The 23,266-nt window shown below is 73.5% G+C and carries 19 protein-coding genes; 5 read left to right on the top strand and 14 right to left on the bottom strand.

Translation table 11 applies throughout. From position 1 onward, the window contains the following. Positions 1-17: 17 nt before the first annotated feature. Positions 18-314, top strand: a complete 297-nt coding sequence (locus tag ACF073_RS15000) for a hypothetical protein (RefSeq protein WP_392069915.1) — start codon at positions 18-20, stop codon at positions 312-314. Here the strand turns inward: ACF073_RS15000 and ACF073_RS15005 are convergent. The 7 genes from ACF073_RS15005 to ACF073_RS15035 all read right to left on the bottom strand — a co-directional run bounded on the left by ACF073_RS15005 (position 304) and on the right by ACF073_RS15035 (position 10,847). Further along, positions 304-822, bottom strand: a complete 519-nt coding sequence (locus tag ACF073_RS15005; RefSeq protein WP_392070010.1) for a DUF4240 domain-containing protein — start codon at positions 820-822, stop codon at positions 304-306. The genes ACF073_RS15000 and ACF073_RS15005 overlap by 11 nt on opposite strands. Before the next feature lie 55 nt (positions 823-877). Continuing rightward, a complete protein-coding gene (locus ACF073_RS15010; RefSeq protein WP_392069917.1) occupies positions 878-1,864 on the bottom strand; it encodes a helix-turn-helix transcriptional regulator in 987 nt (328 codons plus the stop codon). Between the two features lie 92 nt (positions 1,865-1,956). Further along, positions 1,957-4,668: a pyruvate dehydrogenase (acetyl-transferring), homodimeric type gene (gene aceE, locus ACF073_RS15015; RefSeq protein WP_392069919.1), complete on the bottom strand. Its 2,712-nt coding sequence runs from the start codon at positions 4,666-4,668 to the stop codon at positions 1,957-1,959. A gap of 259 nt (positions 4,669-4,927) precedes the next feature. Further along, positions 4,928-5,551: a GntR family transcriptional regulator gene (locus ACF073_RS15020; RefSeq protein ID WP_392069920.1), complete on the bottom strand. Its 624-nt coding sequence runs from the start codon at positions 5,549-5,551 to the stop codon at positions 4,928-4,930. Positions 5,552-5,752: 201 nt separating this feature from the next. Continuing rightward, positions 5,753-7,573, bottom strand: a complete 1,821-nt coding sequence (gene sucB / locus ACF073_RS15025) for a 2-oxoglutarate dehydrogenase, E2 component, dihydrolipoamide succinyltransferase (RefSeq protein WP_392069922.1) — start codon at positions 7,571-7,573, stop codon at positions 5,753-5,755. 62 nt (positions 7,574-7,635) lie between these two features. Continuing rightward, the gene (lpdA, locus tag ACF073_RS15030; protein ID WP_392069924.1) at positions 7,636-9,024 is read right to left on the bottom strand and encodes a dihydrolipoyl dehydrogenase; all 1,389 of its coding nucleotides are present in this window, start codon (positions 9,022-9,024) and stop codon (positions 7,636-7,638) included. A gap of 269 nt (positions 9,025-9,293) precedes the next feature. Then, positions 9,294-10,847, bottom strand: coding sequence for a leucyl aminopeptidase (locus ACF073_RS15035; protein ID WP_392069926.1), 1,554 nt, complete (start codon positions 10,845-10,847; stop codon positions 9,294-9,296). A 342-nt stretch (positions 10,848-11,189) separates the two neighbouring features. Here ACF073_RS15035 and ACF073_RS15040 point away from each other — a divergent pair, with 342 nt between their 5' ends. Continuing rightward, entirely contained in the window at positions 11,190-13,226 is a 2,037-nt protein-coding gene (locus ACF073_RS15040) for a hypothetical protein (RefSeq protein ID WP_392069928.1), read from the top strand. 206 nt (positions 13,227-13,432) lie between these two features. On the opposite strand, the gene ACF073_RS15045 is transcribed toward ACF073_RS15040, so the two are convergent. Continuing rightward, positions 13,433-14,218: an adenosylcobinamide-GDP ribazoletransferase gene (locus ACF073_RS15045; protein WP_392069930.1), complete on the bottom strand. Its 786-nt coding sequence runs from the start codon at positions 14,216-14,218 to the stop codon at positions 13,433-13,435. 60 nt (positions 14,219-14,278) lie between these two features. Between ACF073_RS15045 and ACF073_RS15050 the strand changes: the two genes are divergently transcribed. After that, positions 14,279-15,043: a hypothetical protein gene (locus ACF073_RS15050; RefSeq protein WP_392069932.1), complete on the top strand. Its 765-nt coding sequence runs from the start codon at positions 14,279-14,281 to the stop codon at positions 15,041-15,043. Here ACF073_RS15050 and ACF073_RS15055 read toward each other — a convergent pair. From ACF073_RS15055 to cobT, 4 genes are all read right to left on the bottom strand, one after another. Further along, entirely contained in the window at positions 14,983-15,717 is a 735-nt protein-coding gene (locus ACF073_RS15055) for a hypothetical protein (RefSeq protein WP_392069934.1), read from the bottom strand. The genes ACF073_RS15050 and ACF073_RS15055 overlap by 61 nt on opposite strands. Before the next feature lie 10 nt (positions 15,718-15,727). After that, positions 15,728-17,512 (bottom strand): phosphatidylglycerol lysyltransferase domain-containing protein, encoded by a 1,785-nt coding sequence (locus ACF073_RS15060; RefSeq protein ID WP_392069936.1) that lies wholly within the window; start codon positions 17,510-17,512, stop codon positions 15,728-15,730. 487 nt (positions 17,513-17,999) lie between these two features. Then, on the bottom strand, positions 18,000-18,332 hold the full coding sequence (locus ACF073_RS15065) for a hypothetical protein (RefSeq protein ID WP_392069938.1): 333 nt from the start codon (positions 18,330-18,332) through the stop codon (positions 18,000-18,002). Between the two features lie 14 nt (positions 18,333-18,346). Further along, a complete protein-coding gene (cobT, locus tag ACF073_RS15070; protein ID WP_392069940.1) occupies positions 18,347-19,447 on the bottom strand; it encodes a nicotinate-nucleotide--dimethylbenzimidazole phosphoribosyltransferase in 1,101 nt (366 codons plus the stop codon). 133 nt (positions 19,448-19,580) lie between these two features. Between cobT and ACF073_RS15075 the strand changes: the two genes are divergently transcribed. Next, complete coding sequence (locus tag ACF073_RS15075; RefSeq protein WP_392069941.1) at positions 19,581-20,570, top strand: class I SAM-dependent methyltransferase; 990 nt, start codon at positions 19,581-19,583, stop codon at positions 20,568-20,570. Between the two features lie 27 nt (positions 20,571-20,597). Here ACF073_RS15075 and ACF073_RS15080 read toward each other — a convergent pair whose 3' ends face one another. After that, on the bottom strand, positions 20,598-21,800 hold the full coding sequence (locus ACF073_RS15080; protein ID WP_392069943.1) for a bifunctional adenosylcobinamide kinase/adenosylcobinamide-phosphate guanylyltransferase: 1,203 nt from the start codon (positions 21,798-21,800) through the stop codon (positions 20,598-20,600). Between the two features lie 82 nt (positions 21,801-21,882). Here ACF073_RS15080 and ACF073_RS15085 point away from each other — a divergent pair, with 82 nt between their 5' ends. Then, complete coding sequence (locus ACF073_RS15085; RefSeq protein ID WP_392069945.1) at positions 21,883-22,092, top strand: hypothetical protein; 210 nt, start codon at positions 21,883-21,885, stop codon at positions 22,090-22,092. 59 nt (positions 22,093-22,151) lie between these two features. Here ACF073_RS15085 and ACF073_RS15090 read toward each other — a convergent pair whose 3' ends face one another. After that, complete coding sequence (locus ACF073_RS15090; protein WP_392069947.1) at positions 22,152-23,222, bottom strand: S1C family serine protease; 1,071 nt, start codon at positions 23,220-23,222, stop codon at positions 22,152-22,154. Positions 23,223-23,266: the final 44 nt, after the last annotated feature.

Genomic DNA, 23,266 nt, shown 5'->3' on the forward strand with positions numbered 1-23,266 from the left:
GCCCGCTCCCCGCCGGCATGGACGACCTCGGCCGAGCGGCGGCGGGGACCAGGACCGGCAGGCGTGCCCGGAGCCGTCACGGCGGCCGTACCGGGCCCGCGCCGGAGCGCGCCGGGCCCCGCCGCGCCCATGCCGCGCCGCGCGCCGCGGCGGCCGTCGTCCTCGGCCCGGCGGCGGTCACCGCGCCCGCCCTCGGCGCGGCCGCCGCCCCGCCGCACCACGCCGTCGGCGCGGGCCCGGCGCACAGCGGTCCGGCCGACGGCGCCCGCGGGCGCACGGCGGCACAGCACGCCGGCCCCCACGTCACCCCTTGAACCGGTCCCACAGCCGAGGGAACCGCTCGGCGAGCACCCGGTCGTTCTCCAGGTCCAGCGGACTGCCCGCCGGCTCGGCGGGCGGCGGGGCGATGCCGAGGTCGGGCGCGACGGTGCCGGTCAGCTGCTCGTACGCCTCGTCCGCCGCGTACCCCAGCTCCTCGCCGTCGCCGTCGATCTCCTCGTCGAACTCGCCCAGCAGCTCGGCGAGCCCGTCCGGATCCAGCAGGGCGCCCTCGAAGACCTCCCGGCCCTGGCCGATCAGCCAGCACCGGAAGAAGTCGAACGCGTCGTCGCTGCACCCGTCGAGCAGCAGCCAGGCGGCGCCCCACAGATCCCAGCGGTAGGCGCGGTTGTACCGGGCCTCGAAGTGCCGGGCGAAGTCCAGGACCAGCTCGGGGTCCAGCTGGAGCAGCCGGTCCACGAGCGCGTCGGCCTGCTCCTCGGGGTCACCCTCTGCGGCCGCGCGGCTGGCGTCGATCAGCTCCCAGAACTCCGTCTCGTCCATCACGGCACCAGCATCGGGCCTCGGCCGGTGGGCCGCACGCGGAGTGGGCGGATCGTCATCCGCCGTCCGCACGGCCGTACCGGGCGGCGGCCCGGGCCGCGTCCGCCGCGAACCGCGCGCGCAGGCCCGCCGGCGCCAGCACCTCCGCCTCCGGGCCGAGCGCGGTCAGCTGGGTGTGCGCGACCTCCTCCGACTCCACGGGCAGCGTCACCGTCACCCAGCCCTCGGCATCCGGCACGCCCGAGCCGGCCAGCGCCTCCCGCGCCCCTGCCGGATCCACGGCGTGCGGCAGCCGGCGCACCCCGTCGGGGGAGAGCCGCACGACCACCTCGGCGCGCAGGATCGACCGGGCGAACCGCTCCGCGTGCGCCGCCCAGAACCCGGGCAGATCGAACTCCGGGTCACGCGCGAACCGCTCGTCCAGGACATCGACGGCGGTGAACCGGTCGACCCGGTACGTCCGGAAGGCGCTCGCCCCGGCCGCCCGGGCGCACAGGTACCAGACCCCCGCCTTCAGCACGAGCCCGTACGGCTCCAGCTCCCGCTCGACCGTGCTCTCCCCGCGCCGGTAGACGGCGCCGATCCGCCGGTCCGCCCAGACCGCCCCGGCGAGCGCGGGCAGCGGCGCCGGTGTCTCCGGCTCCCGGAACCACGCGGGCGCGTCCAGATGGAACCGCCCCGCCGCGCTGTCCGGGGCGTCCCGCAGCGAGGGCAGCAGCGCCGCCGACACCTTCAGCCGGGCCGCCGACGCGGCGTCCTGGAGACCCATCTCGCGCAGCGCCCCCGGCACCCCGCTCAGGAACAGTGCCTCGGCCTCGTTCCTCGCCAGCCCGGTGAGACGCGTCCGGTACCCGCCGACCAGCCGGTACCCGCCGATCCGTCCCCGGTCGGCGTAGACCGGCACGCCCGCCTCCGACAGCGCCTGCGCGTCCCGGGTCACCGTCCGCTCCGACACCTCCAGCTCCCGGGCCAGCTCGGCCGCGGTCATCGAGGGCCGGGACTGCAGGAGGAGGACCATCTTGATCAGACGTGCGGCACGCATCCCCTCATGATGCAGGGGGGCACCGACAACGAAATGAAGGGGCACGGCTGACGCCGTACCCCTTCACCGGGCCGCACCGGGCCTGGGCCGGCCTACAGCCCGTACTTCTCCCGGGCCTCCTTGACCGCCGTGGCCTTCACCTCGCCGCGCCGGGCGAGCTGGGCCAGGGCCGCGACGACGATCGACTGGGCGTCGACGCCGAAGTGGCGGCGGGCGGCCTCACGGGTGTCCGACAGGCCGAAGCCGTCGGCGCCCAGCGAGGACCAGTCCTGCTCGACCCACTGCGCGATCTGGTCCGGGACCTGGCGCATGTAGTCGGACACGGCCAGCACCGGGCCCTCGGCGCCCTGCAGCGCCTGGCGGACGTACGGCACCCGCTCCTCGCCGCGCAGCAGCGCCGCGTCGGCCTCCATCGCGTCCCGGCGCAGCTCCGACCAGGAGGTCGCGGACCACACGTCGGCGGCCACGCCCCACTCGTCGGCGAGCACCCGCTGCGCCTGCAGCGCCCAGTGGATCGCCGTACCGGAGCCGAGCAGCTGGATGCGCGGGGCGTTGGCCGGGACGGACACGTCCGCCGACTCGGCCGTGTTGAAGCGGTACAGGCCCTTGACGATGCCCTCGTCGATGCCGAGGCCGGCCGGCTTGGCCGGCTGCGGCAGCGGCTCGTTGTAGACCGTCAGGTAGTAGAAGACGTTCTGGTCCTCGCCCTCGTGGGCCTCGCCGTACATCCGGCGCAGACCCTCGCGGACGATGACCGCGACCTCGTACGCGAACGCCGGGTCGTAGGTCAGCGCGGCCGGGTTGGTCGCGGCGATGACCGGGGAGTGCCCGTCGGCGTGCTGGAGGCCCTCGCCCGTCAGCGTCGTACGGCCCGCCGTCGCGCCGACCAGGAAGCCGCGGCCGAGCTGGTCGCCGAGCTGCCACATCTGGTCGGCCGTGCGCTGCCAGCCGAACATCGAGTAGAAGATGTAGAACGGGATCATCGCCTCGCCGTGCGTCGCGTACGCGGTGGACGCGGCGATGAAGTCGGCCATCGATCCGGCCTCGGTGATCCCCTCGTTGAGGATCTGGCCGTTCTTGGCCTCCTTGTAGTACATCAGCTGGTCGCGGTCGACCGGCTCGTACGTCTGGCCCTTGGGCGAGTAGATGCCCAGCGACGGGAAGAGGCTCTCCATGCCGAAGGTGCGCGCCTCGTCCGGGACGATCGGCACCCAGCGCTTGCCCGTCTCCTTGTCGCGGACCAGGTCCTTGACCAGACGGACGAAGGCCATGGTGGTGGCGACGTTCTGGGAGCCGGAGCCCTTGTCGAAGGAGGCGAACGCCTTCTCGGCCGGGGCCGGCAGCGGGGCCAGGGCGTGCGTGCGGCGGGCCGGGGCCGGGCCGCCGAGGGCCGCACGGCGCTCCTGGAGGTAGCGGACCTCGGGGGAGTCGGCACCCGGGTGGCCGTAGGGCACCTGGCCGTCGGCGAAGTCGCTGTCCTTGATGGGCAGGCCGAGCAGGTCCCGCATCGTCTTGAACTCGTCCACCGTCAGCTTCTTCATCTGGTGGTTGGCGTTCTTCGACGCGAAGCCCTCGCCCAGGGTGTGGCCCTTGACCGTCTGGGCCAGGATCACCGTCGGCGCACCCTTGTGCTCGACGGCGGCCTTGTACGCGGCGTAGACCTTGCGGGCCTCGTGGCCGCCGCGCGAGAGGTGGAAGCACTCCAGGATCTTGTCGTCGCTCAGCAGCTTCGCCATCTCGGCGAGCGCCGGGTCGGCGCCGAAGAAGTCCTGGCGGATGTAGGCGGCGTCGCGGGTCTGGTACGTCTGGATCTGCGCGTCCGGTACCTGGCGCAGCCGGCGTACCAGCGCGCCCGTGGTGTCGAGCGCGAACAGCTCGTCCCAGGCGGAGCCCCACAGCGTCTTCACGACGTTCCAGCCGGCGCCGCGGAACTGGGCCTCCAGCTCCTGCACGATCTTGAAGTTGGCGCGGACCGGGCCGTCCAGGCGCTGCAGGTTGCAGTTGATGACGAAGGTGAGGTTGTCCAGCTCCTCACGGGCGGCCAGTGCGAGGGCCGCCGTCGACTCCGGCTCGTCCATCTCGCCGTCGCCGAGGAAGGCCCAGACGTGGGACGCCGAGACGTCCTTGATGCCGCGGTTGGTCAGGTAGCGGTTGAAGCGCGCCTGGTAGATCGCGGAGAGCGGGCCGAGACCCATGGAGACCGTCGGGAACTCCCACAGCCAGGGCAGCCGGCGCGGGTGCGGGTACGACGGCAGGCCGTTGCCGCCGGCCTCCTGGCGGAAGTTGTCGAGGTGCGCCTCGTTCAGGCGGCCGTCGAGGAAGGCGCGGGCGTAGATGCCCGGGGAGGCGTGGCCCTGGATGTACAGCTGGTCGCCGGAGCCGGCGGCCTCCTGGGACTCCTTGCCCTTGAAGAAGTGGTTGAAGCCCGTCTCGTACAGCCAGGCGGCGGAGGCGAAGGTGGCGATGTGGCCGCCGACGCCGTACTTCGAGCCGCGGGTCACCATCGCCGCCGCGTTCCAGCGGTTCCACGCCGTGATCCGGGCCTCCATCTCCGGGTCACCGGGGATGCCCGGCTCCGCGGAGGTGGGGATGGTGTTGACGTAGTCGGTCTCGAGGAGCTTCGGCAGCGCGATGCCGCCCGCCTCGGCGCGCTCCAGCGTGCGCCGCATCAGGTACGCGGCGCGGTGCGGCCCGGCCTCCCTGGCCACGGCGTCCAGGGAGGCCTGCCATTCGGCGGTCTCCTCCGGGTCGCGGTCCGGGAGCTGGTCGAGCGCGCTCGGCTGGATGGCGTGGGGGTCGGTCATGTCGCCGCCTTCCTCAGTCGAAGGGGGTTCCCTCATCGGTAAGGGTTCGGGGGTGCCCTTGGTCTTTGGCAGGACAGGGCAGCGGACTTCGGTGGAAGTCCGTCGGTGACTGTAACTCCCTGATCGATGATCGATCAAAGGGTTGAGGGCGAAAACCTCTTGATCTGGAGAAAGTCGGCACGGGGTGCCTTCGATCATGGCACCGGGTGACGGCTTTTGACCGTGTTTCCGCAGGTGAGCGCCGGGATGCTCGGGTGCGTCAGGGGCGCGGGGCGCAGCCCAGGACGTGCGCCTTCACCAGTTCCGCGATCCGCGGGTCACGGCGCTTGAACGCCTGCACCAGCTCCTCGTGCTCCTCCGCGTACGACTGCTGGACCGTGCCGAGCCAGCGGATCGACAGCGCTGTGAAGACCTCGATGCCGAGCCCTTCCCAGGTGTGCAGCAGCACCGAGTTGCGGGCCGCGCGGACCAGCTCGCGGTGGAAGCCGACCGTGTGCCGCACCTGGGCGGTGCCGTCCGTGTTCCGGTCGGCCTCGTACAGCGCCATGACGTGCGGTTCCAGCGCCGAGCAGTCCTCCGCGAGGCGCTCCGCCGCCAGCTCGGCCGCGATGGCCTCGAGGCCGGCCCGCACGGGGTAGCTCTCCTCCAGGTCGGCCGCGGTCAGATTGCGGACGCGCACGCCCTTGTTCGGGGCCGACTCGATCAGCCGCAGCGACTCCAGCTCGCGCAGGGCCTCCCGCACCGGGGTCTGGCTGACCTCCAGCTCGGTGGCGATCCGGCGCTCGACGATGCGCTCGCCCGGCTGCCAGCGCCCGCTGACGATCCCCTCCACGATGTGCTCGCGGATCTGCTCGCGCAGCGAGTGGACGACGGGCGCGGTCATGAGGGCTCCTTAGGGAGGGGCCGGACTGCGGCCCCTGGGGGCTTGACGTTTAGACAATACGGCCGGCCAGCGGTGGCGGCAGGGCGCATGGGGGTGCTTTTGCGCAGGTGAGACGAGCCTTACACGCCCAGTGTGCCGACAAACACGAACACCCCGCCCGGAAAACTCCGGACGGGGTGCCGTACTGCCCGATCAGGGACGTCAGAGGCCGAGCTCGACCTCGAACTCGCCCGCCTCCAGGATCGCCTTGACGGCCGTCAGGTAACGGGCCGCGTCGGCGCCGTCCACCAGACGGTGGTCGTAGGAGAGGGTCAGGTAGGTCATGTCGCGGACGCCGATGACCGTGCCCTCCTCGGTCTCGATGACGGCCGGACGCTTGACCGTGGCACCGATGCCGAGGATCGCGACCTGGCCCGGCGGCACGATGATCGTGTCGAACAGCGCGCCGCGCGAACCGGTGTTGGAGATCGTGAAGGTCGCGCCGGACAGCTCGTCCGGGGTGATCTTGTTGGCGCGGACCTTGCCCGCCAGTTCCGCCGTGGCCTTGGCGATGCCCGCGATGTTGAGGTCGCCGGCGTGCTTGATGACCGGGGTCATCAGGCCCTTCTCGGAGTCCACCGCGATACCGACGTTCTCGGTGTCGAAGTAGCTGATGGTCCCCTCGGCCTCGTTGATCTTGGCGTTGATGACCGGGTGGGCCTTCAGCGCCTGCGCGGCGGCCTTGACGAAGAACGGCATCGGGGAGAGCTTGACGCCCTCGCGGGCCGCGAAGGAGTCCTTCGCCTTGGCGCGCAGCTTCATCAGGCGGGTGACGTCGACCTCGACGACCGACGACAGCTGGGCCTGCTCGTGCAGCGCCTTGACCATGTTGTCGCCGATGACCTTGCGGATGCGGGGCATCTTGACGGTCTGGCCGCGCAGCGGGGAGGCCTCCAGCGCGGGGGCCTTCTTCGCGGCGGCGGCAGCGGGGGCGGCGGCCGGGGCCGGAGCCGCGGCGGCGGTCTTCGCGGCCTCGGCGGCGGCGACGACGTCCTGCTTGCGGATGCGGCCGCCGACGCCGGTGCCCTTGACGGCGGACAGGTCGACGCCGTTCTCGGCGGCGAGCTTGCGCACCAGCGGGGTGACGTAGGCGCCCTCGTCGGTCGCCTGGGTGGCGGTCGGGGAGGTCGGCGCGGTGGCCGGGGTGACCGGAGCCGGAGCCGGAGCGGGCGCCGGAGCCGGAGCCGTGGGCTGGGCCGGGGCCGGGGCCGGAGCGGCAGCGGCGGGCGCGGCCGGAGCGGGCTCCGGGGCCGGGGCCTGGGCGGCCGGAGCGGGCTCCGGGGCCGGAGCCGGAGCCGGAGCCGGAGCGGCCGGGGCGGCGGCGGGCGCCGGGGCGGCGGCCGGGGCGGCACCCGCGGCACCGACGACGGCGAGCTTGGCGCCGACCTCGGCGGTCTCGTCCTCGCCGACCACGATCTCCAGCAGCACGCCCGAGACGGGCGAGGGGATCTCGGTGTCGACCTTGTCCGTGGAGACCTCGAGCAGCGGCTCGTCGGCCTCGACGGAGTCGCCGACCGACTTCAGCCAGCGGGTGACGGTGCCCTCGGTGACGGACTCACCGAGCGCGGGCAGGACCACGTCCGTGCCCTCGGCGGCACCGGCCGGAGCCTCGCCGGCGGGGGCCTCGGCGGCCGGAGCGGGGGCCTCGGCGGCGGGGGCCTCGGCGGCCGGCGCCGGGGCGGGCTCGGCGGCCGGAGCCGGAGCCTCTTCGGCGGCGGGGGCCGGGGCGGCAGCGGGGGCACCCGTGCCGTCGTCGATCAGGGCCAGCTCGGCGCCGACCTCGACGGTCTCGTCCTCGGCGACCTTGATGGAGGCCAGCACGCCGGAAACGGGCGAGGGGATCTCGGTGTCGACCTTGTCGGTCGAGACCTCGAGCAGCGGCTCGTCGGCCTCGACGCGCTCGCCCTCGGCCTTCAGCCAGCGGGTGACAGTGCCCTCGGTGACGCTCTCACCGAGCGCCGGAAGGGTTACGGAAACCGCCATGGTTTCGGTTGCTCCTAACGAATTGCGGAAAGTCTGTGTCGTCGCGCCCGTTGACCGAAGGCTCAGTCGTGGGAGTGCAGCGGCTTGCCGGCCAGGGCAAGGTGGGCCTCGCCGAGCGCCTCGTTCTGCGTCGGGTGGGCGTGGATGAGCTGGGCGACCTCGGCCGGCAGCGCCTCCCAGTTGTAGATCAGCTGGGCCTCGCCGACCTGCTCGCCCATGCGGTCGCCGACCATGTGGACGCCGACCACGGCACCGTCCTTGACCTGGACGAGCTTGATCTCGCCCGCGGTCTTGAGGATCTTGCTCTTTCCGTTGCCCGCCAGGTTGTACTTCAGAGCGACGACCTTGTCCGCGCCGTAGATCTCCTTGGCCTTGGCCTCGGTGATACCGACGGAGGCGACCTCCGGGTGGCAGTACGTCACCCGCGGGACGCCGTCGTAGTCGACCGGAACGACCTTCAGGCCGGCCAGACGCTCCGCCACCAGGATGCCCTCGGCGAAGCCGACGTGCGCGAGCTGGAGCGTCGGGACCAGGTCACCGACGGCGGAGATGGTCGGGACGTTGGTCCGCATGTACTCGTCGACGAGGACGTAACCGCGGTCCATGGCGACCCCGGCCTCCTCGTAGCCCAGGCCCTGGGAGACCGGGCCGCGGCCGACGGCGACGAGAAGGACCTCGGCCTCGAACTCCTTGCCGTCCGCCAGGGTGACCTTCACACCGTCCTGGGTGTACTCGGCCTTCTGGAAGAAGGTGCCCAGGTTGAACTTGATGCCGCGCTTGCGGAACGCGCGCTCAAGAAGCTTCGAAGAGTTCTCGTCCTCGACCGGGACGAGGTGCTTCAGGCCCTCGATGACGGTGACGTCGGAGCCGAAGGACTTCCACGCCGAGGCGAACTCGACACCGATGACGCCGCCGCCCAGGATGATCGCGGACTTCGGCACGCGGTCCAGGACGAGGGCGTGGTCGGAGGAGATGATGCGGTTGCCGTCGATCTCCAGGCCCGGCAGCGACTTCGGCACGGAGCCGGTCGCCAGCAGCACATGGCGGCCCTGGACGCGCTGGCCGTTCACGTCCACCGAGGTGGGGGAGGAGAGCCGGCCCTCACCCTCGATGTACGTCACCTTCCGGGAGGCGATGAGGCCCTGCAGGCCCTTGTACAGGCCCGAGATCACGTCGTCCTTGTACTTCTGGACGGCCGGGACGTCGATGCCCTCGAACGTGGCCTTGACGCCGAACTGCTCGCTCTCGCGGGCCTGGTCGGCGATCTCGCCCGCGTGCAGCAGGGCCTTGGTGGGGATGCACCCCTTGTGCAGGCAGGTGCCGCCGACCTTGTCCTTCTCGATCAGGGCGACGTCCAGGCCCAGCTGCGCCCCGCGCAGGGCCGCGGCGTAACCACCGCTACCACCGCCGAGGATCACTAGGTCGAAAACGGTGCTGGCGTCGTTCGCCACGTCACGTCCTCCATGCATGTGCGCCGTAGGCCGGTCGACGATGACCGGCGGGCGGCTGGTGTCCGGCCGCTTGATGCTTCGGCCCTTCGGTGGGGGCCCTGTCCTGCCGGGCTCCATCTTTGCACTTGTTCGAGGCGGACGAGACGCCGGGATGGAGTGTGAGACACCCCACGTACAGGCGGCCCGGCGGGGCGCGGGGGGCCGTGCGACCGGCCCCCGCGCCCCGCGGGCCGCCCTACGGCGGCCGAAACCGAGCTGTCGGGCGAACGTCAGCCCAGGTCACCCTCGGCGGTCAGCTCGGCGAGACGCACCAGCGTGCGGACGGCCGAACCGGTACCGCCCTTCGGCGTGTAACCGAACGGGCCGCTCTCGTTGAACGCCGGGCCGGCGATGTCCAGGTGCGCCCAGGTGATCCCCTCGCCCACGAACTCGCGCAGGAAGAGGCCGGCGACCAGCCCGCCGCCCCACCGCTCGCCCATGTTCGCGATGTCGGCCACGGGCGACTCCATGCCCTTGCGCAGGTGCTCGGGCAGCGGCATCGGCCAGGCCGGCTCGCCGACCTCCTCCGCCGCCTCGTGCACCGCGGAGCGGAACGCGTCGTCGTTGGCCATGACGCCGAAGGTCCGGCTGCCGAGCGCCAGCATCATCGCGCCGGTCAGCGTGGCCACGTCCACGATCGCGTCCGGGTTCTCCTGCGAGGCCGCCCACAGCGCGTCGGCGAGGACCAGCCGGCCCTCGGCGTCGGTGTTGAGCACCTCGACCGTCTTGCCGCTGTACATGCGCAGCACGTCGCCCGGGCGCACGGCGGAGCCGGACGGCATGTTCTCGGCCAGCGCGAGCCAGCCGGTGACGTTCACCTCCAGGCCGAGGCGGGCGGCGGAGACGACCGCGGCGAAGACGGCGGCGGCACCGCTCATGTCGCACTTCATCGTCTCGTTGTGACCGGCGGGCTTGAGCGAGATGCCGCCCGAGTCGTACGTGATGCCCTTGCCGACGAAGGCCAGGTGCTTGTCCGCCTTCGGGTGCGTGTACGACAGCTTCACCAGGCGCGGGGTGGCCGCCGAGCCGCCGCCGACGCCGAGGATGCCGCCGTAGCCGCCCTTGGTCAGGGCCTTGTCGTCGAGCACCTGCACCTTGATGCCGTGCTCCTTGGCCGCGGTCTGCGCGAGGCCGGCGAAGATGGCGGGGGTGAGGTCGTTCGGCGGCATGTTGATCAGGTCGCGGGCGCGGTTCAGCTCCTCGGAGACCGCCGTCGCGCGGGCGAGGGCGCCCTTGTGGGCGGCGTCGCGCGGCTTGCCGCCGAGCAGCGCGGCCTCGCCCAGCGGCGCCTTGCCGTTCTTGGCCTTGGCGTTCTTCGCGTTCTTGGCGTCCTGGGCGCCGCCCTTGTAGACGTCGAAGGAGTAGGCGCCGAGCAGCACGCCCTCGCCGATGGCGCCGATCGCGCCGGGGCCGTCGACGGGCAGCGCGAACGCGGCCTTCTTGGAGCCGGCGAGCGCGCGGGCGGCCACGCCGGCGGCCTTGCGCAGCACCTCGGCGTCGTAGCCGTCCTCGGCGTTCTTGTCGTCGGGCTGTGCGCCGAGGCCCACCGCCACCACGAGCGGGGCCTTGAAGCCGGCCGGCGCGGGCAGCTTCGTCAGCTCGCCCTCGGCACCCGAGGCGCCGAGGGTCTCCAGGACGCCGGCCAGCTTGCCGTCGTACGCCTTGTCCACGGCCTCGGCGCCCGGTGCGACGACGGGCCCCTGGGCGCCCTTGGCGACACCGATCACGATCGCGTCGGCCCGGAGGCCGGGCGCCGCGGCGGTGCTGAGAGTCAGAGCAGTCACGGTGGTGAGATCTCGCTTCCGATGTGAAGTTCCTGTGGCCGATGTGGGGTGGGTCGACCGGGCCCGAGAGCCGACCCTAGGTCCAGGCCTGGGGACAGACGGCAACCGGGGCCTTCACCCTGTCGGCGAACACCCGGGACGAGACTACGCGCGTGGGTGCGTTCGCTCATTCCTTCGGGTGTTCACCTGCGCGTGGCGTCATGGCCACTTCTCCCTCCTCGGAGCACGTGAGCTGAGCCACACTCATCGGGTTCCGGTGAGGTGTCGACCCGTCGGTTCGCATGATTTCCACTGATTCTCCGCGAAATCTCCGCTGTTGATCCTCTGGGGGAGGAACCAGTCATGGCTCACCGCGCACACCGCTGGAGAGCGGCCGGCATCGCCGTCACCGCCGCCGGGATGGTCACCCTGGGGCTCGCCGCGCCGGGCGCCTCGGCGGCGACCGATCCGCGCGTCGACCTCAGGGTGCTGGTCGTCGACGACCACATAGGCCCCGTAGGCGCCATCACCGCCCGGCTGAAGAGCGAGGGCATCCCGTACACCGAGGTCGACCTGGACGACTCGGGCCGGCCCACCGTCGACAGCGCCTTCCTGAGCGACACCGTGGGCGGCCGGCCCCGGGCGAAGTTCCAGGGCGTCGTCCTGCCGAACGAGGCCCCGTTCGGCGCGGGCTCGGCCGAGCAGACGGCACTGGAGGCGTACGAGAGGACGTACGGCATCCCGCAGCTCGACGCCTACACCTGGGCCCATCCCGAGGTCGGGCTCGACTACACCGACGCCAACGGCTACGCCGGACCGCTCGACGGGCGTACGGCGAACGTCACGGCGGCCGGCCGGTCCGGCCCCTTCGGCTATCTCCGCGGCGCCTTCTCCTTCGAGGACAACTCGGCCTCGGCCGACGAGAGTTACGGCTTCGTCGCGCAGCCGCGCACCGGCTTCACCAGCTATGTCGACACACCCGTGCCCGGCGGCACCGGCAGCGGCAGCCTGCTCGGCGAGTACGCCCACGACGGCCGCCGCGAGCTGGTGGTGACCTTCGCCTACAACCAGTACCAGCAGCAGTTCCGGGTGCTGGCCCGGGGCATGGTGGAGTGGCTGACCCAGGGCGTGCACCTCGGGCAGGACCGCAACTACTTCGCCGTCCACGTCGACGACGTCTTCGCCCCGGACGCCCGCTGGGACGCCGAACGCGACTGCACGCCCGGCGACATCGACTGCGCGGGCGGCGGCGAGGACACGGAGACGCCGATCCGGATGACGCCGGCCGACGCGCAGTACGCGGCCCAGTGGGAGCAGAGCCACGGCTTCACCCTGGACATGGTGTACAACGCGGGCGCCGGGGAGGAGTGGAAGAGCGAGAACGGCGGCAAGGACCCGCTGGCCGACCAGCTCCTCAGGGACAAGGCCAAGTACCGCTGGGTGAACCACACCTACACCCACCTCTTCCTCGGCTGCGTCCAGGACACCACGACCGTGCCCTGGAGCTGCACGAAGAACGCCGACGGCTCGGTGAAGTGGGTCAGCCGCCCCGACATCTCCGGCGAGATCTCGGACAACTACGACTGGGGCCTGCTGCACGGGCTCTCCCTCGACCGCGGCGAGCTGGTCACCGGCGAGCACTCCGGCCTGAAGACCCTGCCGCAGCAGCCGCAGGACAACCCCAACCTGGGACCGGCCCTCGCCGCCAACGGCGTGAAGTGGACCGCCTCGGACAACTCCCGTGAGTCCGCGCAGCGGGCGGTGGGCAGCAGCACCCTCACCGTGCCGCGCTACCCGATGAACGTGTACTACAACACCGGCACCAAGGCCGAGATGGCCGACGAGTACAACTGGATCTACACGTCACGGGCGGACGGCGGCAGCGGGATCTGCGAGGACAACCCCGTCTCGACCTGCCTGGACCGGCCGCTGGACACCGCCACCGGGTTCATGGACCACATCGTGCCCGCCGAGGCCCGCACCGACCTCGGGCACGTGCTGGGCAACGACCCGCGTCCGCACTACGCCCACCAGTCCAACCTGGCCGAGGACCGCAACCTGTACCCGGTCCTCGACCGCGTACTCGCCGACTACCAGGGGCTGTTCGCCGCCGACACCCCGATCGTCAACCTGCGCCAGAGCGCCATCGGCGCCGAGCTGCAGAACCGGACCAGGTGGCAGTCCGCGCTCGACGCCGGGAAGGTCACCGCGTACCGGATCGGCAGCACCGTGACGGTCACGGCCCCGTCCGGCACCCAGATCCCGGTGACGGCACCGGAGGGGACGCGGCAGCAACTGGTCCTCGGCAGCACCGTGTTCGGCACGGCCTACGCCGGCGAGCGCTCGGCCTGGGCGGCGCCCGGCCTGCTCCAGTCCTCGCTCGCGCTGAAGCTGCCGTAGGGGACCGGCACCCCGGAGGGGGCGGCGGCGAGCCGCGACGGGCCACGGCACGCACCGCGGCCGGGCCCGGCCGCGGTTCCCCGCGGCGCGTCGGCGGCACCGGGCGGAACCGTCCGTACCGGCCGCCGCGCCACCGTGCCCGCCGAAGGCGGCTGCCCGCCGGCCCCGGCGGGCAGCGGACGGCCGCCGGGCCGCCCGCGCGGGGCCTAGCGGCCCAGGGACAGCACCACGAGCGCGGCCGTCGCCGCGGTCTCCGCGAGGGCGCCGAACACATCCCCGGTCACCCCGCCGAACCGGCGGACACAGCGCCGCAGCAGCAGTTCGGCGGCGCCGGCGGCGGCGGCCACCGCGAGGGCGGTGCGCACACCGTCGTACCCGCCGAGGGCGGCACCCGCCGCCCCGGCCAGTACGACCACCACGCCCGCCGCCCCCAGCGCCGCCGCCCCCGGCACCACCCCGGCCACCGCGGCCCCCAGCCCCTCGGGGCGGGCCGCCGGCACCCCGGCGCGGGCGGCCAGGGTGAGCGCGAGCCGGGCCGCGACCGCCGAGGCCACGGCCGCCACGGCACCGCGCGCCCAGGAATCGCCGTAGAGCTGCGCCAGCACGGCCGCCTGGGCCAGCAGCGCCAGGACCAGGGTGACCACCCCGAACGGCCCGATGTCCGACTGCTTCATGATCCTGAGCGCGTCCTCGGCGGGCTTGCCGCTGCCCAGCCCGTCGGCCGTGTCGGCGAGCCCGTCCAGGTGCAGCCCGCGGGTGAGCGCGGCCGGTACGGCGACCGAGGCGACGGCGGCGAGCGGCGGGCCGGCGCCGAGGAGGAGCAGCGCGAGGCCGAGCCCGGCCGCGCAGCCGCCGACGACCAGACCGGCCGCCGGGGCCCACAGCATGCCGCCGCGCGCGGCCCCACGGTCCCAGCGGTGCACCCGGACGGGCAGCACGGTGAGCGTGCCGAAGGCGAAGCGGAGACCGTCGAACGGGGAGGACGTACGCACCGGCGCAGGTTACCCGGCGGTCCCCGGGCCCCCTGAGGCACCCGGGGATAAAGTGCGCACATGGGGCACTGGTGGGTGCGGAACATCGTCGAGCCGGGAAAGCTCCCGCTGCTGCTCGCCCTCGCCGCCTTCGTGCTGACCTTCGTCGTCACCCGGGTCATCACCCGTCTGATCCGGGCCGGCCGGGGGCCCTTCGGCAATGTGAAGGCGGGCGGGCTGCACATCCACCACGTGGTGCCCGGTGTCGTCCTCACCGTCGTCGGCGGCTTCGGCGCGGTGGCCAGCGACCGGCACGGCGTCGGCGCCGCCGTCTCGGCGGTGCTCTTCGGCATGGGCGCGGGCCTCGTCCTGGACGAGTTCGCGCTGATCCTGCACCTGGACGACGTCTACTGGACCGAGGACGGCCGCAAGAGCGTCGAGGTGGTCGCGCTCACCGCCGCCCTGGTCGGCCTGCTGCTCGCCGGATTCGCCCCGTTCGGCGTCAACGACCTGACCCAGCAGGAGCTGGCCGACCGCGGTACGGCCCTCACCAGCATCGCCGCCAACTTCGTCTTCTCCCTCATCGCCCTGAGCAAGGGCAAGGCCCGTATCGCGGTGTTCGGCGTGATCGTGCCGCTGGTCGGCCTCGTCGGCGCGCTGCGGCTCGCCCGCCCCGGCTCCGCGTGGGCCCGCCGGTTCTACGGCAGCCGGCCCCGCGCCCGCGCCAGGGCCGCCCTGCGCGCCTACCGGCACGACCGGCGCTGGGCCCGGCCGCGCCGCGCCGTTCAGGACTGGATCGGCGGCAAGCCCGACCCCCGCCCGGCCCATCTGCCCGACCACCGCTGACGGGGGGTGCCGCCCGGCCGGCTCCCGTGGCGGTGCCGCGACGCCGCCAGCAGGCACAGCAGCCCCACGGCCATCAGCGCGGCCAGGTGCTCCTTGCCGGCCAGGTTCTCCTTCACCAGCACCTCGACGACCATCGACGCCGTCACCGCGCCGGCCGTCGCATAGGCGCCGTAGCGCCAGCTCACGAACACCGCGAGGCCGACGACCGCCGCCGACGGGCCGGTGTCCACCACCTGCGCGTCGGTCCACGGCAGTCCGAAGGGGGCGTGCTGGCCGAGGGTGATGCCGAGGCGCGCGTACAGCGTCCCGGCGAGGGTGGCGACGTAGGCGATGGTCAGCGTCCGCCACCAGCCGAGGCACAGCTCGGCGATCCCGAACACCAGCAGGATCTGCGCCAGCGCGCCCCACACCGGCAGGTCGAGCGCGGGCACGAACAGGGAGAGGGGGGTGCGCAGCAGGGCCAGCCACAGCGGGTCCTCGGCCCGTACGGAGCCCAGGTTCTGCACCAGCTGATAGCCCCACGGCTGGTTCTGCACGTACTGCAGGAACGCCGTCAGGCCCACCGCCGAGCCCGTCATGGGGACCGCCGTCGGGCCCCGCCTGCGCAGCGGCTCGCGCACGGCGGCGCACAGCGGCCCCCATTCGGCACCGGCCCAGCGGGCGAGCGTCCTCATCAAACGGTCCTCATCGGTGCGTGTCCAGGTGCCTGCGGTGCAGCCACTTCGGCAGTCCCGGCGCCTCGAGGAAGCCCTCCGCGCGGGCCGAGGCGAGGCCGATGCGCGGCAGGTCCGCGCTCTTCTCGAAGAGCAGGAACCGCGGCTCCCAGATGGGCCGGTACTTGGCGTTGGCGCGGTACAGCGACTCGATCTGCCACCAGCGGGAGAAGAAGCTGAGCAGCGACCGCCACAGCCTCAGCACCGGTCCGGCACCGAGGCGTGCGCCACGTTCGAAGACCGACCTGAACATCGCGAAGTTGAGTGAGACCTGCGTGATCCCGATCTCGCCGGCCCGTCGCAGCAGTTCGATGACCATGAACTCCATCAGCCCGTTGTCGGAGTCCCGGTCGCGCCGCATGAGGTCGAGGGACAGCCCGTGCGGGCCCCACGGCACGAAGGAGAGCAGTGCCCGCAGCCGCCCCTCGGCGTCCGTGCACTCCAGCATCACGCACCGGCCGTCCTCGGGGTCGGCGAGCCTGCCGAGGGCCATGCTGAAGCCGCGCTCGGTCGCGCCGTCCCGCCAGTCGTCGGCACGCTCGACGAGCCGCGCCAGCTCCGCCGCCGGGATGTCCTCGTGCCTGCGGATGCGCACCTCGTACCCGGCCCGCTTCACCCGGTTGTGGGCCTGCCGGACGGTGCGCATCGCCCGCCCCTCCAGCGTGAACTCGGCGACCTCCACGATCGCCTCGTCCCCCAGTTCCAGCGCGTCGAGGCCGTGCCGGGCGTAGACCGTCCCGGCCTCCTCGCTCGCGCCCATCACCGCCGGGATCCAGCCGTGCGCGCGGGCCTCCGCCAGCCAGGGCCCGATCGCCCCGGGCCACGCCTCCGGGTCGCCCAGCGGATCCCCGGACGCGAGGCTCACCCCGCCGACGACGCGGTAGGCGACCGCGGCCTTCCCGGTGGGGGACCACACCACGCTCTTCTCCCGGCGCAGCGCGAAGTAGCCGAGCGAGTCGCGCTCGCCGTGCCGCTCCAGCAGCACCCGCAGCCGCTTCTCGTCGTCCTCGGTGAGCGGGTCGACGGCCCGGCGGGAGCGGAAGGCGGCGTAGAACACGGCGAGGACGAGGGCCGTACTGACCACGTTGACCGCCACATTGGCCCAGTTGGGCGGGGCGATCCCCGGGAAGCGGGACTCATCGGCCGCCACGGACACCAGCCGCAGGGCGCCGTAGTGCCAGCGTTCGAGGAACGTCGAGCGGGCCGCGTCCGGCGCCTGGTTGGTCGCCGTCACCAGCAGCCCGGCCAGCAGGCTGGCGGCGAGCCCGCCGCCGACGGCGACCGTGGCGGCGAGCCGGGGGTTGGACCGGTCGCCCTTGGCGTAGAACTCCCGGCGGCCGACGACCAGGGCCGCCACGAAGGCGGCCGTCAGCCCCAGGGAGATCCAGTTCTGCGCGTAGCGCCGGATCTCCGGGAACGCCATGGCGAACGCGAACAGGGCGAGGAAGAGCCCGCTCACCACCAGGTTGAGGATCCACGCCGCCCGCTTCCGGCGCCGCATGGTGATCGCCAGGAAGGCGGTGAACAGGCCCGAGGCGAAGCCGGCCGTCAGCAGGTACGGCGTGAAGAAGTCGTCCTGATTGTGCCGGCGCACGTCCTGGCCGAGCGAGACCCACACCGCGCTGAGGAAGTTGATGAACGCGACGGTCCGCAGGTACCAGACGGCACAGGCGGCGGCCCTCCGGGAAGCTCCGGTGGCCCGCCGCGCCCCCTCGTCCTCAGCTCGTTTCTCCACGGCAATTCGGGCATCTCCCATGGGGCAGGATCATATGGGGCGCCGCTCCGGCGAACCCCATCGCCTCGGCCACGGATCGCTGGACACGGGACGCCGGGCGCCGCACCGGCCCGGTACGTGCCGACGGGCACCGCCCCGACAGACACCCCGGCGCTCGCCCGGACCGCTGCCCGCCTGGACCAAGGCTCGCTCGCCCGCACCGCTGCCCGCCCGGGGCGATGCCTGGCGCGACGGCTGCTCGCCGAGGCCGGCGCCTTGGCCCGGCCGAGCCGGCACCGGCTTCCCGGCCGGCCAGGGTGGTGCCGGGCCAGGGTGGTGTCGGGCCGGGATGGTGCCGGGCCAAGACGGGCCAGGTCAGGACGGTGCTTGGCTCTCCGCCGGGTCGCCGTGAGGCGCTGGGCCGGGACGGCACTCGGCGCACGCCGCTGGACGGGACCACACCCGCCGCGGGGCGCCGGCCGAGCCGGCGCCCGTTTTTCGGGCCGGAGGGCGCCCGGCGGCATGGCATCTACCCGTGCGGCGTCTGGCCGTGCGGCGTCTGGCCGTGCGGCGTCTGCCTTGCGGCGTCTGCCGTGCGGCGGCGGCCGTCCGTGACGGCGGTGCCCGGCCGGGCCTGTGCGGGGTGCTCGGGGCGAGATCGCGCAGGTCGGCACCGGACCGCGGGGTGGCACCCGGGCCGGGGCGACACCCGGGCCGGGTCGGCACCGGCCGTGACGGTGGCGCCACCCGCGATGGCGGTGTCACCCGCGATGGCGGCGTCCTCCGCGCTGATGGCGCCGTCCGCGACGATGGCGCCCTCCGCACCCAGGCCCCACGGGGTGGCGCCCCGTGACGTGGTCAAGCTGCCGGAGTCGGTTACGCCGGCTCCGCCTCCGTGTCGTCCGCGGCGCCCTCCCCGGCGGGCTCTTCCGGCTCGTGTTCGGGGAGCTCGGCGGCGAGGGCGGCCGCGGCCGTGACCAGGGGCAGGGCCAGCAGCGCGCCCACGCCCTCGCCGACCTTCACGCCCTGCTCCAGCAGTGGTTCGAGGGCCATCCGGTCCAGCGCCTTCGCCTGCCCGGGCTCCCCGCTGTCGTGCCCGGCCAGCCACCAGTCCGGCGCCCGGAACGCGACCCGCTGGGCGACCAGCGCGCACGCGGCGGCCACGACCCCGTCGAGGATCACCGGAACCTTCCGTACCGCGCACTGCAGCAGGAACCCGGTCATCGCCGCAAGGTCCGCCCCGCCCACGGCCGCCAGCAGGTGCAGCTGGTCCCCGAGCACCGGCCGGGCCCGCCGCAGCGCGTCCCGGATCGCCGCGCACTTGCGCATCCAGGCCAGGTCGTCGATCGCGAGCCCGCCCCGCCCGGTCACCACGGACGCGTCGGTGCCGCACAGCGCGGCGATCAGCACCGCCGCCGCCGTGGTCCCGCCGACGCTGACATCACCGAGCACCACCAGGTCGGTCCCCGAGTCGGCCTCCTCGTCGGCGATCGCGACACCCGCCCGCAGCGCCGTCTCGGCCTCCTCCGGGGTGAGCGCGTCCTCGATGTCGATACGGCCGCTGCCCCGCCGCACCCGGTGCCGCGACACGTCCTTCGGGAAGGCGTCCGGCGCGCAGTCCAGAGCCATGTCCACGACCCGGACCGGCACCTGGAGCCGGCGCGCGAGCACGGCCACCGCACTGCCGCCCTCCAGCACCGCCCGCACCAGCTGCTGCGCGCCGCCCGCCGGCCGCGCCGAGACGCCCAGGGAGGCGATGCCGTGGTCGCCGGCGAACAGCACGACGCGCGGCCGTTCGACCGGCCGCACCGGCACCTCGCCCCGCGCGGCGGCCAGCCATTCGCCCAGCTCATCGAGGCGGCCCAGCGCCCCGGGCGGCACGATCTGACGCTCCCGCCGGGCTTCGGCGTCACGGCGCACGCCCCCGTCCGGGCGCTCGATCAGATCGGTGAAGTCGTCCAGATTAAGGCTGCTCATTCGCCGAACAGTACCGCCCGTGTACGAACACTCCCGCGCCACATGGCCACCACACCCCGCCATGGTCTTTGCACCTCTGACCGGTATCCCATACGTTCCGGTTTGCCGCGGAATGTCGCACAGGGAGCCGCCCATGCCGACCTCGCCCCTCACCCCGCAGTTCACCGCCCCCCACGACCCCTTCCTCGAACCGCGCCGCGAGGACTGCCCCTGGTGCGGTTCCCGGAGCCTGCGCACCCGGCTGCGGGCGCCGGACCCGCTGCGCCACCGAGCGGGCACGTTCGCCGTCGACCGGTGCCGCGACTGCGCGCACATCTTCCAGAACCCCCGGCTCACCGCGGAGGGACTCGCCTTCTTCCACCGGGACTTCTACGAGCGGCAGCTGGACCGGTTCGCCGCCAGCGTCCTGCCCGACCAGGCCGTGCGCAGACGGCACCGCGCCACCGCCTGGCGGCTCTCGGCGCTGCGCGAACCGGAGAGCTGGCTCGACGTCGGCACGGGCCACGCCCGCTTTCCCGAGGCGGCGAAGGAGTTCTTCCCCTACACCAGTTTCGACGGTCTCGACCCGACGGCACGGGTGGAGCAGGCGTTCCTCGAGGGCCGCGTGGAGGAGGCGCACCGCGGCTATCTGACGACCCCCGGCATGGCGGCCCGGCTGCGCGCCCGCTACGACGTGGTCACCATGTTCGACCACCTGGCGCACACCCCCGACCCGCGCGCCGAACTCCGCGCCGCGCTGACCGTCCTGCGCCCGGGCGGCCACCTGGTCGTCGAAGTCCCCGACCCGCGCTGCGCGTTCGCCGCCCTGCTCGGCAAGCGGTGGCTCCCGTACGGCCAGCCGCGCCATCTGCACCTGGTGCCGCTCGCCAACCTCCGCACGGAGCTCGAGGCCCTCGGCTGCACCGTCCTCGTGACGGACCGTACGACCCCGCACATCCCCTACGACCTGTCGGCGGCCGTCGCCCTGACGCTGGCCCACGCCCACCCGGCCGCCCAGCTGGCGGCGGCCCCCGCACAGGCCCTTGCCACGGCCCTGGACCGCCTCCTGGCCCCCCTGCTGCGCCGCTCCCCGTTCTCCAACGCCTACCGGGTCGTGGTGCGCAAGGGCGGCCCGCCCGGATAGCCCCGGGCGGGCCGCCCCCTCGGCCCCTCAGCCCCGCAGCACCAGCGCCTGGCCCGCCACGATCAGCAGGACCTGTTCGCACTCGTCGGCGAACGCCGCGTTCAGGCGGCCCAGTTCGTCGCGGTACCGGCGGCCGGAGGCGGTCGCCGGGACGATGCCCGAGCCGACCTCGTTGGACACCGCCACCACGGTCCGGCGCGTGGCGCGGACCGCCGACGTCAGCTCCCGCACCCGCTCCCGCAGCGCCTTCTCGCCGCCGCCCGCCCACTCCGCGTCGTCCCACGCCCCGACGGAGTCCATCACGTCCGTCAGCCACAGCGACAGACAGTCGATCAGCAGCGGCGGGCCGTCCCCGGCCAGCAGCGGCAGCAGGTCGGTCGTCTCCGTCGTACGCCACGAACCGGGCCGGCGCTCCCGGTGCACGGCCACCCGGGCCGCCCACTCGGTGTCCCCGCCGCGGGTGCCGCCCGTCGCCACGTACAGCACGTCAGGGAAGGCCTCCAGGCGCCGCTCCGCCTCCACCGACTTGCCCGAGCGGGCCCCGCCGAGCACCAGCGTCCGGCGCGGCACGTCCGGCACGTCCTCGTACGCGCCGACCACCAGCGTCGTCCCGTCCGGCACCGCCCGCGCCCCCGCCGCCGCGAGCCGGCGCCGCAACTCCGGGCCGGGCGGCACGTCGTGGTCCAGGTGGACGGCGAGGACGTCCGTGGTGGGGCCGACCGAGCCGACCGCGCGCAGCCGGGCCAGCGCGTCGGGGCGGCCCACGACGTCCGCGAGGAGCATGTCGTACGACTGCGCCGTCGCCTCCTCAAGACCGGCCGGCGCCCCGCCCGGCGGCAGATACAGCAGCCGCTGCCCGTCAGGACCGGTCACCGCGTACCCGGTGCCGCCCGCGTCCATCGCCACGGCCCGCACCCGATGCCCCGTCAGCAGCGCCAACTCCCGCCCGTCCGGCACCCGGCCGGGCTGCGGAAGCCCGGCCGGCACCTCCACGGCCGGGCCGTCGTGCGGATGCGACAGCAGCACCTGCCGGACCCCGCCCAGCGAGTGCCCGGCACGCGCCGCGGCGAACGCCGCGCCCGGCGTCAGATCGAGCAGCAGCGTCCCGTCCACGAGCACCGCGGTCGCCGCCCGCGCGTCGGGGCCGAGCGCGGTCGCGCAGACGGCACAAGGACAGTCGGGGCGGGGCAGCCCCGCGGGAGCACCGGTACCGAGCAGAGTCACTTCCACGGGACCGATTTTCGCCTGTCCGGGCGGGTCTTGCGCTTCCGGCTAGGCTTCCGGGGCAGGAGTTGGATCAAAGGAGGCCCACATGACGGCATGGATGTGGCGGTTCGAGAAGACCGACGGGACGGAGGTCCAGCCGGCGGTGCAGCCCGAGGAGTTCACCACCCAGGGAGACGCCGAGTCCTGGATCGGCGAGAACTGGAAGGCCCTGCAGGAGGGCGGGGCCGATCAGGTACGCCTGTTCGAGGAGACCACCGAGATCTACGGGCCGATGAGCCTGCACGCCGACGCGTGACCCGAGCGGAGGCGCAGTGAGGAGGGCCGCCCTCCTCACTGCTCACCGCCTGCCGCCGCTCACTGCTCGCCCAGCGTCACCTCGACCGTCTTCTCGACGCCGTCCCGCTCGTAGGTCACCTTCGTGCGCTGGCCCGGCTTCTGAGCCGCCAGCGCCTCGGAGAGCGAGGTGATGGTGGTGATGGGCTCTTCGCCCAGTCTGGTGACGATGTCATTGGGGCGCAGGCCGGCGGCGTCGGCCGCACCGCCGGCCCGTACGCTCACCACCGCCACCCCGATCGGCTGATAGCGGCTGTCCACGACCGTCCGCGCCGTGATGTCGAGCGCCGCCCGCCCGGAGTCGACGACCTTGCCGTCCTTGATGATCTGGTCGGCGATCGTCCGCACCATCGACACCGGGATCGCGAACCCGATGCCGGGCGCCGCGCTGCCCCCGAGGCTCGGGTCGGCGGCGGCGAGCGTCGGGATGCCGATCACCTGCCCGTCGAGGCCGACCAGCGCGCCGCCGCTGTTGCCGGGGTTGATCGCGGCCGACGTCTGCACCATGTTCGCGATCGTCGCGCCCGTACCGCCGCCCGTGCTGCCCTCGCTGACGGTCCGTCCGGTCGCCGAGACGATGCCCTGCGTCACGCTGGACGACAGCCCCAGCGGCGACCCCATGGCCAGCACGATCTGGCCGACCTCCACCTTCTCCGAACTCCCGAACACCGCCGGCTTCAGCCCGGCCGGCACCTTGTCGAGGCGGATCACGGCGAGGTCCTGCTCGGGATAGGAGAAGACCAGGCTGGCGGTGAGCGGCTGCTCGCTGCTGGCCGTGGTCACCAGGAAGGTCTTCTCCGAGCCGACCACGTGCGCGTTGGTGACGATGTGCCCCTTGTCGTCGTACACCACGCCGGAGCCCAGGTCGTGGCTCGCCTGGATCTGCACGACCGACGGCAGGACCTCCTTGATGACCCGCTGGTACTGGCTCTGCAGGTCGCTTGCTGCGGTCGGCTGCGCCGTCCGGGCGGTCACCGGGGTGAGCCCGGCCTCGGCGACGGGGACGGTGCAGCCGGAGGCGAGGGCCGCGCAGCACACCAGCACGGCGGCGGAAGCGGCCGTCCGGCGGGCACGGGTACGGAAAACATCCATACGCCGAGTCTCACGGCACCGCGATCGTGCGGCCCTCGCTGTTC

Origin of the sequence: Streptomyces sp. NPDC015171 (assembly GCF_043079545.1) — a bacterium.
Lineage (GTDB): Bacteria > Actinomycetota > Actinomycetes > Streptomycetales > Streptomycetaceae > Streptomyces.

What these genes read in the sequence shown, in the direction of transcription:
- ACF073_RS15060 (WP_392069936.1), bottom strand. Translation starts at nt 17,512, where the DNA reads ATGGGAGATGCCCGAATTGCCGTGGAGAAACGAGCTGAGGACGAGGGG.
- ACF073_RS15020 (WP_392069920.1), bottom strand. Translation starts at nt 5,551, where the DNA reads ATGACCGCGCCCGTCGTCCACTCGCTGCGCGAGCAGATCCGCGAGCAC.
- ACF073_RS15010 (WP_392069917.1), bottom strand. Translation starts at nt 1,864, where the DNA reads ATGCGTGCCGCACGTCTGATCAAGATGGTCCTCCTCCTGCAGTCCCGG.
- sucB (WP_392069922.1), bottom strand. Translation starts at nt 7,573, where the DNA reads ATGGCGGTTTCCGTAACCCTTCCGGCGCTCGGTGAGAGCGTCACCGAG.
- ACF073_RS15085 (WP_392069945.1), top strand. Translation starts at nt 21,883, where the DNA reads ATGACGGCATGGATGTGGCGGTTCGAGAAGACCGACGGGACGGAGGTC.
- ACF073_RS15000 (WP_392069915.1), top strand. Translation starts at nt 18, where the DNA reads ATGGACGACCTCGGCCGAGCGGCGGCGGGGACCAGGACCGGCAGGCGT.
- ACF073_RS15090 (WP_392069947.1), bottom strand. Translation starts at nt 23,222, where the DNA reads ATGGATGTTTTCCGTACCCGTGCCCGCCGGACGGCCGCTTCCGCCGCC.
- ACF073_RS15005 (WP_392070010.1), bottom strand. Translation starts at nt 822, where the DNA reads ATGGACGAGACGGAGTTCTGGGAGCTGATCGACGCCAGCCGCGCGGCC.
- ACF073_RS15040 (WP_392069928.1), top strand. Translation starts at nt 11,190, where the DNA reads ATGGCTCACCGCGCACACCGCTGGAGAGCGGCCGGCATCGCCGTCACC.
- ACF073_RS15075 (WP_392069941.1), top strand. Translation starts at nt 19,581, where the DNA reads ATGCCGACCTCGCCCCTCACCCCGCAGTTCACCGCCCCCCACGACCCC.
- aceE (WP_392069919.1), bottom strand. Translation starts at nt 4,668, where the DNA reads ATGACCGACCCCCACGCCATCCAGCCGAGCGCGCTCGACCAGCTCCCG.
- cobT (WP_392069940.1), bottom strand. Translation starts at nt 19,447, where the DNA reads ATGAGCAGCCTTAATCTGGACGACTTCACCGATCTGATCGAGCGCCCG.
- ACF073_RS15050 (WP_392069932.1), top strand. Translation starts at nt 14,279, where the DNA reads ATGGGGCACTGGTGGGTGCGGAACATCGTCGAGCCGGGAAAGCTCCCG.
- ACF073_RS15055 (WP_392069934.1), bottom strand. Translation starts at nt 15,717, where the DNA reads ATGAGGACGCTCGCCCGCTGGGCCGGTGCCGAATGGGGGCCGCTGTGC.